Source organism: Haloarchaeobius sp. FL176 (genome assembly GCF_024609245.1).
Lineage (GTDB): Archaea > Halobacteriota > Halobacteria > Halobacteriales > Natrialbaceae > Haloarchaeobius.
This window is the reverse complement of sequence record NZ_JANJYH010000001.1, coordinates 333,165-345,365: the sequence shown is the minus strand read 5'-3', so window position 1 is coordinate 345,365 and position 12,201 is coordinate 333,165. Positions and strand designations below refer to the sequence as shown.

The 12,201-nt window shown below is 67.9% G+C and carries 16 protein-coding genes; 8 read left to right on the top strand and 8 right to left on the bottom strand.

Annotated elements, in window-relative coordinates:
• The first annotated feature begins 38 nt into the window (after nucleotides 1–38).
• Nucleotides 39–242 carry a DUF1918 domain-containing protein gene (locus tag NO978_RS01765; protein ID WP_257297792.1) on the top strand — a complete coding sequence of 68 codons (204 nt, stop codon included), beginning with the start codon at nucleotides 39–41 and terminating at the stop codon, nucleotides 240–242.
• 24 nt (nucleotides 243–266) lie between these two features.
• The gene (locus NO978_RS01760) at nucleotides 267–710 is read left to right on the top strand and encodes an RNA-binding protein (RefSeq protein WP_257297791.1); all 444 of its coding nucleotides are present in this window, start codon (nucleotides 267–269) and stop codon (nucleotides 708–710) included.
• Between the two features lie 343 nt (nucleotides 711–1,053).
• On the opposite strand, the gene NO978_RS01755 is transcribed toward NO978_RS01760, so the two are convergent.
• Nucleotides 1,054–1,551: an isoprenylcysteine carboxylmethyltransferase family protein gene (locus NO978_RS01755; protein ID WP_257297790.1), complete on the bottom strand. Its 498-nt coding sequence runs from the start codon at nucleotides 1,549–1,551 to the stop codon at nucleotides 1,054–1,056.
• Between the two features lie 277 nt (nucleotides 1,552–1,828).
• Between NO978_RS01755 and NO978_RS01750 the strand changes: the two genes are divergently transcribed.
• From NO978_RS01750 to NO978_RS01730, 5 genes are read left to right on the top strand one after another with little or no spacing between them, the layout of a single operon-like run.
• On the top strand, nucleotides 1,829–2,536 hold the full coding sequence (locus NO978_RS01750; protein WP_257297789.1) for an RNase P subunit p30 family protein: 708 nt from the start codon (nucleotides 1,829–1,831) through the stop codon (nucleotides 2,534–2,536).
• Nucleotides 2,517–3,131: a class I SAM-dependent methyltransferase gene (locus tag NO978_RS01745; RefSeq protein ID WP_257297788.1), complete on the top strand. Its 615-nt coding sequence runs from the start codon at nucleotides 2,517–2,519 to the stop codon at nucleotides 3,129–3,131. The genes NO978_RS01750 and NO978_RS01745 overlap by 20 nt, the downstream gene beginning before the upstream one ends.
• Nucleotides 3,132–3,184: 53 nt before the next feature.
• Nucleotides 3,185–3,664 (top strand): Rpp14/Pop5 family protein, encoded by a 480-nt coding sequence (locus NO978_RS01740; RefSeq protein ID WP_257297787.1) that lies wholly within the window; start codon nucleotides 3,185–3,187, stop codon nucleotides 3,662–3,664.
• A gap of 6 nt (nucleotides 3,665–3,670) precedes the next feature.
• On the top strand, nucleotides 3,671–4,486 hold the full coding sequence (gene psmA, locus NO978_RS01735) for an archaeal proteasome endopeptidase complex subunit alpha (RefSeq protein ID WP_257297786.1): 816 nt from the start codon (nucleotides 3,671–3,673) through the stop codon (nucleotides 4,484–4,486).
• A gap of 49 nt (nucleotides 4,487–4,535) precedes the next feature.
• Nucleotides 4,536–5,261 carry a ribosome assembly factor SBDS gene (locus NO978_RS01730; RefSeq protein ID WP_257297785.1) on the top strand — a complete coding sequence of 242 codons (726 nt, stop codon included), beginning with the start codon at nucleotides 4,536–4,538 and terminating at the stop codon, nucleotides 5,259–5,261.
• A 22-nt stretch (nucleotides 5,262–5,283) separates the two neighbouring features.
• On the opposite strand, the gene NO978_RS01725 is transcribed toward NO978_RS01730, so the two are convergent.
• Together NO978_RS01725 and NO978_RS01720 are read right to left on the bottom strand one after the other, a co-directional pair.
• Nucleotides 5,284–5,649, bottom strand: coding sequence for a hypothetical protein (locus NO978_RS01725; protein ID WP_257297784.1), 366 nt, complete (start codon nucleotides 5,647–5,649; stop codon nucleotides 5,284–5,286).
• A 301-nt stretch (nucleotides 5,650–5,950) separates the two neighbouring features.
• Nucleotides 5,951–6,277 (bottom strand): FUN14 domain-containing protein, encoded by a 327-nt coding sequence (locus NO978_RS01720; protein WP_257297783.1) that lies wholly within the window; start codon nucleotides 6,275–6,277, stop codon nucleotides 5,951–5,953.
• A gap of 308 nt (nucleotides 6,278–6,585) precedes the next feature.
• On the opposite strand from NO978_RS01720, the gene hflX reads away from it, so the two are divergent.
• Complete coding sequence (hflX, locus tag NO978_RS01715) at nucleotides 6,586–7,878, top strand: GTPase HflX (protein ID WP_257297782.1); 1,293 nt, start codon at nucleotides 6,586–6,588, stop codon at nucleotides 7,876–7,878.
• Between the two features lies 1 nt (nucleotide 7,879).
• On the opposite strand, the gene NO978_RS01710 is transcribed toward hflX, so the two are convergent.
• The 5 genes from NO978_RS01710 to NO978_RS01690 form a co-directional block, all read right to left on the bottom strand.
• A complete protein-coding gene (locus tag NO978_RS01710) occupies nucleotides 7,880–8,902 on the bottom strand; it encodes a nitronate monooxygenase (protein WP_257297781.1) in 1,023 nt (340 codons plus the stop codon).
• Nucleotides 8,899–9,399, bottom strand: coding sequence for a cyclic pyranopterin monophosphate synthase MoaC (moaC, locus tag NO978_RS01705; protein ID WP_257297780.1), 501 nt, complete (start codon nucleotides 9,397–9,399; stop codon nucleotides 8,899–8,901). Before moaC ends, NO978_RS01710 begins: the two co-directional genes overlap by 4 nt.
• Nucleotides 9,392–10,831, bottom strand: coding sequence for an NAD(P)H-hydrate dehydratase (locus NO978_RS01700; protein ID WP_257297779.1), 1,440 nt, complete (start codon nucleotides 10,829–10,831; stop codon nucleotides 9,392–9,394). The genes moaC and NO978_RS01700 overlap by 8 nt, the downstream gene beginning before the upstream one ends.
• Nucleotides 10,832–10,911: 80 nt before the next feature.
• Nucleotides 10,912–11,193, bottom strand: coding sequence for an acylphosphatase (locus NO978_RS01695; protein ID WP_257297778.1), 282 nt, complete (start codon nucleotides 11,191–11,193; stop codon nucleotides 10,912–10,914).
• Between the two features lie 55 nt (nucleotides 11,194–11,248).
• Complete coding sequence (locus tag NO978_RS01690) at nucleotides 11,249–12,175, bottom strand: DNA-3-methyladenine glycosylase (RefSeq protein ID WP_257297777.1); 927 nt, start codon at nucleotides 12,173–12,175, stop codon at nucleotides 11,249–11,251.
• Nucleotides 12,176–12,201: the final 26 nt, after the last annotated feature.

Here is a 12,201-nt window from a genome sequence, read left to right as displayed (position 1 = left end):
TCAGTCCCTTTTTATCGCCGCCACGGATATCCCAGGGCATGAGCTTCGAGGAAGACGACACCGTCGTCCTGAACGACAAGCACAGCGAGTTCGACGGCGAGACAGGCACCATCACGCAGGTCATGGACACGATGTTCGGCGACGCCACCTACACCGTCTCCTTCGAGGACGGTCAGGAGCAGGGCATCCCCGAGGACCAGCTCGACGCCGCCGAGGCCGACGACGAAGACGACGAGGAGTAACGCGGCACACCACCTGTTTTCACCATGGCTTCGGTCCCGTTCCACTACGTCGACCTCCGGGCGTTCTGCTACGCGACGGAGGACGAGAAACGCGTCGAGGGCGCACTCCGCCACTACCTGCCCGAGGAGTTCGAGCTGGAGCGGGCCGAGAGCAAGGGTCACCACGGCGACCGCATCGTCGTGCTCTCCGCTCGCGTCGAGAACGCCGACGACGTGCGCCACGTCCTCTCGAGACTGGCCGAGGCGCCCGAGGTCGACCGCCTCGTCGACGAGCTCGACGACCGCGTCACCGAGAACTGCGAGTTCTTCGTCCACCTCGACAAGCAGGCCGCCTTCTCCGGCGAGACCGCCCTCGGCGACGGCATCACGTTCCGTGCGAAGGTCGAGGCGTACCCGGCCAAGCGCGAGAAGGCCGTCGACAACGCCGAGGAGACGCTGGAGACGCTGGCCGACGAGGACGGGACGTAGGTCCCCGGCGCGTTTCGGGAGGACAGCAATTTGCTCGGGGCCTCCGACACCGACGTCGATACTGAGAGAGCCCCGGCAATCCAACCGCCCCACGGTTCTCCACCGGGTTGCGATGCTCGCTCGCGTCACCACCCGCGGGCTTCGCCAGGTGAGCCAGCGCAGGCAACGACGGAGAACTCTACTCTGTCATCGATCGGTCCGGTAAGTGCAGACGAACGATGTAACGCTGCATGGCCCAATCTTCATCCCTTTTGTTATGAACCGCGTACAGAATACAGCGGATGAGTTCTGCACGCGGTTTGTAATCGGCTGTGAGTCATGAGACTTGAGAGATGGATACGCTTCAGAGCCACCGACGTACGTTCTCACGGTATTGGCTAAACTCGTCGCCGAACTTCGAGTCGAGATATGCCTCTTCGCGTCTGGCAACCCGATCAAAATACCATACGAGAACGAGGAGAGGGGCCAGCGGCCAGAGGCTATTGAGAAGGCCAGTCAACCCAAGGTATATAACGATAATTCCGAGATAAAGCGGGTTACGAGTGTACTTGAAGGGGCCGTCGGTGAGGAGTTCCGATGGTTCGTCCTCGTGAGGTGGTGATTTATTTATTTGACGCATCGTTCGAACGGCGGTGAGGAGAATTCCGACCCCGACAACGACGAGTATGCCGCCGCCAACGAAGTTCAACGGGGTTGGGAAGACGCTGATGGGGTTAATCAAATGAAGGGCGACACCAATGAGGAACGCGCCGAGCCCGAGGACTGGAGCTGGGGCGAGGATCTCTGCGGGTGAGGGCTCGGTGTCGTTGAATTCTGGCCCGTTTCCTTGCCGTTCGCTCATACAGAATTGCTTTATATTATTCTTTAAATTATTTTTGTCAACGTATACTAAAGTAGTTGATGAATTCGCGCCCTGTATTCCACATAGCTATGCCAACATCACCGATAGGTGATAAACACGCCAGCGTTAGGTTCGCACACCGACATACCACCCAATCCGTGGGCTGATAGTCGAAACTCGATGTCGCGTGGATAGTTCTGCGACACGCAGTTACGTTCTCGAAGCTCCTCGACGCGGAACCGGAACCCTAAGGGAATCCCCCGAGAGACGACGAGCCATGTACGAGGCCGTCCACGCACACCCGGACGGCGACGCGACCGTCGCCCGCTACGCCCACACGGCCGCGAGCTACGGCTTCGACGGGGTCGTGGTTCGCAACCACGGCGACGCCCGAACCGAGTACGACGCCGAGCACATCCGCGACGAGATGGGCGTCGACGTGGTGCGGGGGATGGAGATCCGTGCGGACGACCCCTCGCAGGCGAGCGGCTACGTCGGCAACTACCGGGGCGACCACACGCTGTTGCTGGTCCACGGCGGGACGAACGCGATGAACCGGTTCGCGGTCGAGCAGGACCGCGTGGACGTGCTCGCCCACCCGATGCGCAACGACGGCGACGTGAACCACGTGCTCGCGAAGGCCGCCGTCGAGAACGGCGTCCGCCTGGAGTTCGACCTGGGGCGGGTCTGTCGGCTCTCGGGCGGCGGACGGGTGCAGGCACTCCGGGGGCTGACGAAGCTCGCCGAGCTGGTCGACCAGTTCGACGTGCCGTACGTCGTAAGCGTCGACCCGACGAGTCACCTCCACCTGCGGGCCCCGCGCGAACTGGCCGCAATCGGCGAGACAATCGGGCTCGGTCCCGAGCGCATCCGGGAGGGGCTCGCCGAGTGGGGTCGGCTCGCCGACCGGAACCGGGAGCGCCAGTCCGAGTCCTTCATAGAGCCCGGCGTGCGTAGAGGGCGGTATGAAGAAGTCGATCGATGAACACGCCGCCCGCTTCGACGACGTCGCCGCCGAGTACGACGACGAGCACAACCAGACCGACGAGTACCGCGCCTGCGTCTCGCTGGTGCTCGACCACGCCCGCGACGCCCTCTCGGGCACCGAGACGGTCCTCGACGTGGGCTGTGGCACCGGTGCCATCGGTCTCTCGCTCGCCGAGGACGCCGGGACGGTCGTCTTCCGGGACATCAGCGAGGGGATGCTCGACGAGGCGCGCCGGAAGGCGGACGAGGCCGGCCTGGACAACGTCGCGTTCGGGGAGGGGACGTTCCGCGAGCCGAACTACGACGGCGAGGTCGACGTGGTCGTCTCGAACTTCGCGATGCACCACCTCTCCGACGAGGAGAAACGGGAGGCAATCGACGTGCTCGGCTCCCTCGGTCCGGACCGTATCGTCCTCGGTGACGTGATGTTCTTCGGCGAGCCCGACCCCGAGGAGCCGTTCTACTCCCCGGATGTCGACGACCCCTCCACGGTCGGCCACCTGGCTGACTGTTTCACCGACGCGGGCTACGCGCTCATCGCGGTCGAGCCGGTCCACGACCAGGTCGGCGTCCTCGTCGGCGAGCGGGTCTGAGCCGACCGCCGACTTCGAGAGGTTGAAACGGCCGCCGCCCCAACCGAACGACAGTGAAGCACCTCCCCAAACACCTCCGGCCGCGCTATCGTTACCTCGCGGTCGAGCTGGAGTCGACGCCGGACGCCTCGCTCTCGCGGCGCTCGTTCCAGCGCGAGCTCTGGTACGCGGCGGGGAACCTCCTCGGGGACTCCGGCAGCGCCGACGCGGACTGCACGGTCGTCCGGTTCGAGTTCTCGGATGGGGTCGGCGAGGCAATCGTCCGCGCACGACACGGCCACGCCGACGCGGCCCGGGCCGCGCTGGCCTGCGTGGCGAGCGTCGACAGCCACGACCTCGGCGTCGTCGTTCGCGGGATTTCGGGCACGATACGGGCCTGTGAAGAAAAGTATTTAGGACGGCCGAGGCAATCCTCGGCCCAGAGAACCGTCGCGTTCGAGGGCGGCGAAGTACCGGCAGTCGAGCGGAACGGCGTTCTCGACGTGCGGGTCGACGACCGGTACGTCGGCGCGACGAACACGGATTTCGAGTGACACACAATGCAGGGACAACAACAGCAGGCGTACGACCGGGGCATCACCATCTTCTCCCCGGACGGGCGCCTCTATCAGGTCGAGTACGCCCGCGAGGCGGTCAAGCGCGGGACGGCGAGCATCGGCGTCCGAACAGCGGAGGGAGTCGTCCTCGCGGTCGACAAGCGCATCCGCTCCCCGCTGATGGAGCGGACCAGCGTCGAGAAGATCCACAAGGCCGACGACCACATCGGCATCGCCAGTGCGGGCCACGTCGCCGACGCTCGCAAGCTCATCGACTTCGCCCGCCGTGACGCGCAGGTCAACCACCTCCGCTACGGCGAGCCCATCGGCGTCGAGACGCTGACGAAGGACGTCACCGACCACATCCAGCAGTACACGCAGGTCGGCGGCGCGCGACCGTTCGGCGTCGCGCTCATCGTCGGCGGCATCGAGGACGGCGAGCCCCGTCTCTTCGAGACCGACCCGTCGGGCACCCCCTACGAGTGGAAGGCGCTCGCGGTCGGTGCGGACCGTGGCGATATCCAGGAGTACCTCGAGACGAACTACGACGAGGAGGCGGATCTCGAGGGCGGCATCGAGCTTGCCCTCTCCGCGCTCGCGACGGCCAACGACGGCAGCCTGCGCCCGGAAGGCGTCGGAATGGCGACCGTCGACGCCGAGTCCGAGCAGTTCGTCCAGCTGACCGACGAGGAGGTCGGCGAGTACCTCGAATCGTTCGACCTGCTGGCGGCCGAGGAGGACGACACCGAAACCGACGACGCGGACGAAGACGACGACGCCGGCGCGGACGACTCCACGGACGACGACTCCGAGGAGTAACCCACGTCACGGGAAACAGCTTTTTAACCACCCCGTGTAAGGTTCGGGTATGATTTCGCTCGACGAAGCGGTGACCGCGCGACTCGAGAGCCACGGTGCGCGGTTCGAGGTTCTCGTCGACCCGGACGCTGCCCTGGAGATAAAACGAGACGAGTTCGAGGGCGACCTCGAGGACGTCATCGCGGCCGAGGACGTGTTCGAGGACGCCTCGCGTGGCGACCGTCCCGCGGAGGACGACCTCGAGACGGTGTTCGAGACCACCGACCCGCTGGAGATCATCCCGATGGTCATCAAGCGGGGGGAGATTCAGATCACCGCCGAGCAGCGCCGCGAGATGCAGGAACAGAAGCGCAAGCAGCTCGTGAACAAGATCGCCCGGAACGCGGTCAACCCGCAGATGGACGACGCGCCCCACCCACCGGAGCGCATCGAGTCCGCCCTGGAGCAGGCCGGCTTCACCGTCGACCCGATGGAGCCCGTCGAGAGCCACGTCGACGACGCACTCGACGCGCTCCGGCCGGTCATCCCCATCCGGTTCGACGAGGTCACCGTCGCGGTCCACGTCCCCGCGGACTACGCCGGCAGCACGCAGGCGCAGGTCCGGAGCTACGGCGAGCTCGAAAGCGAGGAGTGGCAGAACGACGGCTCGTGGATCGGCGTCGTCCGCTTCCCCGCCGGGATGCAGAACGACTTCTACGACATGGTCAACGACCGGACCAGCGGCACCGCCGAGACCCAGATCGTCAAGGACGAGGACGAACTGAGTACGCGGTAGAGTCGTCCCCGGTTCTTCGGAGTCAGTCTTCGACCGCCAGCAGCAGCTTCACGACGTACCCCTCGTAGCGGACGGACGAGGTTTCAAGCTGCTCCAGACGCTTCTCGGCGGTCGCCAGTTCCGAGGCGTTCAGGGACACCGCGACGGTGCCGTCGCCACTCACCCGTTCGTGCTCTGCAACTGCGCCCCGAACGGCTGCCGCGACGTGGGAGTCCTCGGGGATGCTCGACGAGTCGAGGCTGACGACGGACGACTTCTCGGACGCCTCGGAGACGACGCTCCCCTGCACGTGTCCCGATGGTCGTGGGTCCGCAGGGCCGACGACGCCGAGACACCCCGAGAGGAGGAGTGCCAGGACGAGACAGGTGAGGAGGGACGTACGGGCCATGTCACGGCCGTCGATTCCAGACGGGGTTGTAAGTGCTTTCTCCCGCTGGTCTCAGTCAGGCTCCGCCCGGTAGGGCCGCCGGACGAACCGCTCCTCGAACGCCGTCAGGTCGGGCATCAGGGTCCCGGGCCTGCCTCCCGTGCCAGAGACTCCACCTCGTCCAGCACACGCTGGCCGAGGCCCCCGTGGATGCACTCGCCGTCGGCGGGCGGTAGCACCGCAGCTGTCGCTGGTCGCTCACACGTCGGCGTCTACGTCGCGAAGAATCAGACCGCGAGAGATCGGAGCGCGCTGCCGTCGATTATCCCTTCCGGAAGCCGACCATGAAGCCGCCGGTGAAGCCCGCGCCGATGGACAGCGTCGAGATGATGGGTTCGACCCAGCTGGTGTTTATCTCGCCGGACTGCTCGGCCGCACCGAGGATACCACCGCTGAGTTCGTCCCACTTGACCGAGATGTAGCCCTTCGATTCGAGGAACTTGAACAGCGCCATCTCCAGGCCGACGAGGACGGCGATGATCTTCGCGACCTTCTTCGCCGCGAACCCGATGAGACCGCCGATGACGGCCCCTGTCCCGAACTCCAGCCCGAGTTGCTGGGGGTCGAGGGCGAGCTGTAGGGATAACATATCCTGATACGCACGCGACTCCTGAATAAGTCTTTTGGGGCCAGTACTTAACGCACTCCCCGAGGGCGGCAGGATTCGAGGGTCGTTGGCGCGACCGACGGGAACCGCCAGACGGACGCTGGAACGGTGGCGTCCCCGGACTGTCGCGGGGAGGGATTCAAGAGGGGCGAGCGGCTACAGTCCGTATGGAACGTGTTCGCAGAATCGAGGTGGCGGACCGCCGAGCCTAGCGTCGAGGGCCCGATGGCGGTCGCGCCGTCGGGCGGGACACAGTATCGACCGGCCAGCGGTACGGCCGAGGTGGCTCGATGAGAGCCATCGTCGCGAAACGCGTCGACGACGGCGTCGCCGACACGGAAGAGATACGCCAGCTCGCCGCGGCCGCGGGCTACGACGTGGTCGCGGAGCTGACCCAGTCACGCACCGCCGACCCGGCGCTCCAGCTGGGCGAGGGGAAGGCAGACGAGCTCGCGGCCCTCGCGGCCCGTGAGGACGCCGACACGGTCATCTTCGACAACCGGCTCGGGCCGTACCAGATGTACAACCTGGGCCAGAAGCTCCCCGACGACACCGAGCTGATGGACCGGTTCACGCTCATCCTGGAAATCTTCGGCCAGCGGGCACAGACCCGCAAGGCACAGCTCCAGGTCGAGCTCGCCGAGCTTCGGTACGAGCTCCCCCGCGCGGAGGCCAAGACCAGCCTCGCGAAGCGCGACGAGCACCCCGGCTTCATGGGGCTCGGGGAGTACGACGAGAGCCGCGAGCAGGACATCAAGGACCAGATCGCCCGCATCCGGGACGAGCTGGAACGCATCGAACAGACCGAGCAGGATCGACGCGAGCGCCGCCACGAGGCCGGCTTCGACCTCGTCGCGCTCGCCGGCTACACCAACGCGGGGAAGTCGACACTGCTGCGCCGGCTCGCGGAGGACCTCGACATCGACGCGAACGAGGACCTCCATCCGGACCTCGACGCGACCGCCGAGTCCGAGGACCGTCTCTTCACCACTCTCGGGACGACGACCCGCCGGGCCGACATCGAGGACCGGGACGTGCTGTTGACGGACACGGTCGGGTTCATCTCCGATCTGCCCCACTGGCTCGTCGAGTCGTTCAAGTCGACGCTCGACTCGGTCTACCGGGCGGACCTCGTGCTGCTGGTCGTGGACGTGAGCGAGCCGGTCGAGGAGATACGCGAGAAGCTCGTGACCTCGCATGACACGCTGTACGAGCGCAACGAAGCCCCCATCGTCACCGTCCTGAACAAGATCGACACGGTCGACGACGACGAACTCGCCGAGAAGCGCGATGCGCTCTCCGCGCTCGCACCGAACCCCGTCGCCGTCTCGGGCATGGAGGGGCTCAACGTCGACGAGCTCCGCGAGCGCATCGTCCACGAGCTGCCCGACTGGGAGCAAGAGCGGCTGGTCCTCCCGATGACCGACGACACGATGAGCCTCGTCTCGTGGATTCACGACAACGCGAACGTGGACGACGTGACCTACGGCGACGAGGACGTGATGGTCGACTTCGAGGCACGGCCGGCCGTCGTCGAGCAGGCGCGCTCGCGGGCCGGCGACCTCTCGACGCCGGTGCAGTGACTCAGTTATCGCGCCGGCGCTCGTCGAGCCCGTCCAGCGTCGCCGCCGCCTCGGAGACGACGGTGGTGACGACTTCGCCGGCTGGCCGTCGCTCGTCCGTCAGGCCGGCCGACTGTCCCGCGAACAGCGCCATGTCGTCGACGACGCCGGACACCGCTGGCGTCGCGAGCGCCTCGTCGTAGCGCTCGATGGGGTCGCCGTCGCCGGACCGCGCAACTGTGTCGGACTCGCCCGGCCGCTCGCCCGGTGCTGGTTCGCCGGCCTCCCGCCAGCGGTGCACGGTCTCGTTCTCGACGACCCGGTGGGGCATCCCGGGCCAGCCCTTGTCGAACAGCGTCGTGTAGGCCGTCTCCGACTCGCTCGCGGCGAGCACGCGGTCCCGGTACACGCGGTGGACACGTGCCTCCTCGGTCGCGAGGAACCGGGTGCCGAGCCAGGCAGCGTCGGCCCCGAGCGCGAGTGCCGCAGCCAGTCCACGGCCGTCGGCGATACCGCCTGCGGCGACGACCGGCACGTCGACCGCGTCGGCGACGCGCGGGACGAGCGGCATCGTGGCCACCTCGCCCTGGACGTGGCCGCCAGCCTCCCACCCCTGGGTGACGACGCAGTCGACGCCCGCGGACTCGGCTTCGCGAGCGGACTCGGCGTCGGTAACGGTCTGGAACACCGTCGCACCGGCGTCGTGACAGCGGGCGACGTACGGTCCGGCGTCGCCGAAGGAGAACGAGACGACCTCGGCACCGGCGTCCAGCACCGTCTCGACGTGCTCGGCCGGGTCCAGCACGCCAGTCTCCTCGTCGAGGACGAGGTTCACCGCGAACGTGCCGTCGGTCGCGGCGGCGGTCTCCGCGATAGCTCGGCTGGTCGCCTCCCGGTCGCGCCACGTCACTGCGAGGTGGCCCAGTCCGCCGGCGTCGGCGACCGCGGCGGCCAGTCCGGGGCAGGTCGCGCTCCCGATGGGTGCCTGTACGACCGGGTGGTCGATACCGAGCAGGTCGGTCGCGGCAGTGTCGAACCCCGTCACGGTTCCTCCTTCGTCTTCTCGACGACGCGAACGTCCGTGATGCACGTCTCGGGGTACTCGCCACGCTCGTCCTTCTCGGCGGCCTTCACCATGTCCCAGACGACGTTCAGTCCGGTCGTCACGCCCTCCAGGGCCTCCATCTCGCAGCCGGTCTTGCCCGTGGTCTCGACGGCGACGGTCAGCGTGACCGCGTCGTCGGCCACGTCGAACGCGGTGTCGACGTTCGTGACGGGTATCTGGTGGCACATCGGGATGGTCTCCCAGGTGTGCTTGACCGCCTGGATGGCCCCGATTCGGGCCGTCGCGAGCACGTCGCCCTTGTCGACCGCGTTGTCGCGGATGGCATCGACGGTCGACTCGCGCAGGTGGACGGTCCCCTCGGCGACGGCCCGCCGGTGCGAGTCCGGCTTCGCGCCCACGTCGACCATCTGCGCGTCGCCGTCGTCGTCGACGTGGGTGAGGTCGCCGGCGTCGCCCGCCGACCCGTCATCAGACATCGCGCGCACCCCACATCGCGTGCGGAATCTCGGGGAGCAGGTCGCTAGCGAAGAGGCCGTAGCCCTGCTCGTCGACGACGGCGTCGCCGGCACGACCGTTGACGTACGCGGCGACCGAGCCGGCGGTGACGGGGTCGTGCGTGCTCGCGAGTGCAGCGCAGATACCCGCGAGCACGTCGCCGGTCCCACCGACGGTCATGCCGGGGTTGCCGGTGCGGTTGACGCGGGTGGTCTCACCGTCGCTCACCACGTCGTAGGCCCCTTTCACGAGGAGCGTCTGGTCCAGGTCCGCCGCGAAGTTGGCGACCAGCTCGGCTCGCGTCTCCCAGTCCTCGTCGGTCTGGCCGCCCATGGCGACGAGTTCGCCCTGGTGGGGCGTACAGAGCAGGTCGGCGTCCGTTCCGGCGGACGGGATCGCACGGAGCGCGTCGGCGTCGACCACTGCCCGACCGTCGTACTCGGAGAGGAACTCGCCGACGGCGGTGAGCGTCCCCTCTGCGCGGCCGAGCCCCGGTCCGAGCAGCACGCAGTCGGCGTCGACGGCAGCGTCGAGCAGCTGGTCCACGTGGCTCGGCCGGAGCAGCTCCCCGGCGAAGCCGCGCACGATGAGGCCCTCCTCGTACCCCTGGACGGTGTCGGCGACGCTCGCGGGGCAGGCGACGCGCACGAGGTCGGCACCGGCACGCATCGCCGCCTGCGCGGAGAGCGCGGGTGCGCCGGTGTAGGGCCCGCCGCCGACGACGAGCACCTCGCCGAAGTCGCCCTTGTGGGCCATCGGGTCACGGGAGAGCACGTGCAGGTCGCCGGGACCGACGAGCGTCTCGGCGGCGTCCGGGATGCCGATGTCGGCGACGGTGACCGCGGCGTCCACGTCCGCGAGCCCGGGCTTCTCGTCGTGGAACGTGACGACGTGGTCGGCCGCGACTGCTGCGCCCGCGGCCTCGCCGGTGTTCGCGTCGACGCCGGAGGGCACGTCGACGGCGACGACCGTCGCGTCGGCGTCGTTAATGGCCCGGGCGGCGGTCGCCTCGGGCTCGCGAAGCGCGCCCGTGACACCAGTCCCGAGCATCGCGTCGACGACCACGTCGGCGTCCGGGAGCGAGAGGGCCGTCGAGTCCCGAACCTCGCGGGTGTCGTACTCGGCCTGCTGGAGCGCGTTCCAGTTCTCGCGAGCGATCTTCGTCGAGATGGCCTCGGCGCGTCCGAGCAGCAGCGTCGTCACCTCGAACTCGTCGAGGAAGCGGGCCGCGACGAACGCGTCGCCGCCGTTGTTCCCACGGCCGGCGACGACGACGATGCGGTCACCGGGCTGTGCGACCTCGCGGACGACGTGTGCGACGGCGTTGCCGCTCGACTCCATGAGCTGCTTGCGCGGGACGCCGAGGGCCTCGGCGTTCTCGTCGACCTGGGCCATGCGCTCGCTCGTAATCATGGCCTGTGATTCGGACGGAGCCGTGGTAAATCCGCGCCATTCGCACGGGCTGGCGTTGCTCCCCGAGAGAGGGGCCTGCCTCACCGTCGAATGCGGAAGCCCTCCTCGCCCCGGGGTTCCTCGTACTCGACCGCTACGTCCTCGACGTTCGCCGCCGGCGAGCCCTCGTGACACCACTCCACCATCGCCGCGACGGCATCTTCCGGCCCTTCGAACACGGCCTCGACGCGACCGTCGTCGAGGTTCCGAACCCAGCCGTCGACGCCGTGCTCGTCGGCGGTGTCGCGGGTGTTCGCACGGTAGTAGACGCCCTGGACGCGACCGGTGACGAAGACGTGTGCGCGGGTTCGTTCCTCGCTCATACGGTGGCCGACGGCGTCGGTCGGGAAAAGGCTGGGTGTCGGAGCCGCGGCCGACTCACTCCCGGGTCCGCAGCAGATGGAACACGTACGTCTGTACGTACCCGGCGTAGCGACCGCCGAAGCGCTCGCGGAGCGCCCGGGACGTCTCCGTGTAGTTGCCACGGTCGCAGTCGGGGTAGTAGTCCGACACGACGGTACGCATCCACGTATCGAGCGGGATGGCCTCGTCGTAGCCGAGCGAGAACAGGAGGACGCAGTCGGCGACCTTCTCGCCCACGCCGACGAACCGCGTGAGGTACTCCCGGGCGTCCTCGTAGGCCAAGCCGGCCGCCGACGCGGGGTGGGCCTCGCCCGTGGCGACCATCTCGGCGGTTCGTTGGACGTAGGGCGCACGGTAGCCGAGGCCGAGGTCGCGTAGCTCGGCCTCCGTCGCCGCCGCGAGCCGGTCGGGCGTGGGGAAGGCGTGGTAGGTGCGCCCGTCGAGCGTGACCGGCTCGCCGTACTCCCGGGCGAGGGTCGACACCATCTCGTGGATGCGTTCGACGCGCATCTGTGCCGAGCAGATGAACGAGACGGTACAGCCGAAGGGCGGGTCGCGCACGAGCCGGAGGCCGCGGTAGGCGTCGTACGCCTCGCCTATCAGCGCCTCGTCGGGCGCATCCGCGACGATGGCGTCAAGGTCGTCGTCGAGCCGGAGGAGGTGGACGAGCGCGTCGTGGGCGTCGCAGGTCGCTTCCCACTCGAGGCTGTCCGCCGCGACGCGGAACCGGATGGCGTGTGGCTCGCCGTCGGGTAGCGGGACGGTCGCGGCGTCTTGCTCGTCGAGGTCGAGCGCGATGTAGTACCACGGCGAGCCGTCCTCGTCGCCCTCGTACATCCGTCCGTCCTCGCGTCGCCAGAGGTACGACTGGCCACTCTCCAGCGTCGCGTGTACGTCGAAGCCGCCGGGGAGCGACGACAGCGGGATAGACCCTGTCTCCATCGACCGACCCTCCGGGCCGCGTCGGT

What these genes read in the sequence shown, in the direction of transcription:
- hflX (WP_257297782.1), top strand. Translation starts at nt 6,586, where the DNA reads ATGAGAGCCATCGTCGCGAAACGCGTCGACGACGGCGTCGCCGACACG.
- NO978_RS01730 (WP_257297785.1), top strand. Translation starts at nt 4,536, where the DNA reads ATGATTTCGCTCGACGAAGCGGTGACCGCGCGACTCGAGAGCCACGGT.
- psmA (WP_257297786.1), top strand. Translation starts at nt 3,671, where the DNA reads ATGCAGGGACAACAACAGCAGGCGTACGACCGGGGCATCACCATCTTC.
- NO978_RS01750 (WP_257297789.1), top strand. Translation starts at nt 1,829, where the DNA reads ATGTACGAGGCCGTCCACGCACACCCGGACGGCGACGCGACCGTCGCC.
- NO978_RS01690 (WP_257297777.1), bottom strand. Translation starts at nt 12,175, where the DNA reads ATGGAGACAGGGTCTATCCCGCTGTCGTCGCTCCCCGGCGGCTTCGAC.
- NO978_RS01725 (WP_257297784.1), bottom strand. Translation starts at nt 5,649, where the DNA reads ATGGCCCGTACGTCCCTCCTCACCTGTCTCGTCCTGGCACTCCTCCTC.
- NO978_RS01760 (WP_257297791.1), top strand. Translation starts at nt 267, where the DNA reads ATGGCTTCGGTCCCGTTCCACTACGTCGACCTCCGGGCGTTCTGCTAC.
- NO978_RS01700 (WP_257297779.1), bottom strand. Translation starts at nt 10,831, where the DNA reads ATGATTACGAGCGAGCGCATGGCCCAGGTCGACGAGAACGCCGAGGCC.
- NO978_RS01720 (WP_257297783.1), bottom strand. Translation starts at nt 6,277, where the DNA reads ATGTTATCCCTACAGCTCGCCCTCGACCCCCAGCAACTCGGGCTGGAG.
- NO978_RS01755 (WP_257297790.1), bottom strand. Translation starts at nt 1,551, where the DNA reads ATGAGCGAACGGCAAGGAAACGGGCCAGAATTCAACGACACCGAGCCC.
- NO978_RS01765 (WP_257297792.1), top strand. Translation starts at nt 39, where the DNA reads ATGAGCTTCGAGGAAGACGACACCGTCGTCCTGAACGACAAGCACAGC.
- NO978_RS01695 (WP_257297778.1), bottom strand. Translation starts at nt 11,193, where the DNA reads ATGAGCGAGGAACGAACCCGCGCACACGTCTTCGTCACCGGTCGCGTC.
- NO978_RS01745 (WP_257297788.1), top strand. Translation starts at nt 2,517, where the DNA reads ATGAAGAAGTCGATCGATGAACACGCCGCCCGCTTCGACGACGTCGCC.
- moaC (WP_257297780.1), bottom strand. Translation starts at nt 9,399, where the DNA reads ATGTCTGATGACGGGTCGGCGGGCGACGCCGGCGACCTCACCCACGTC.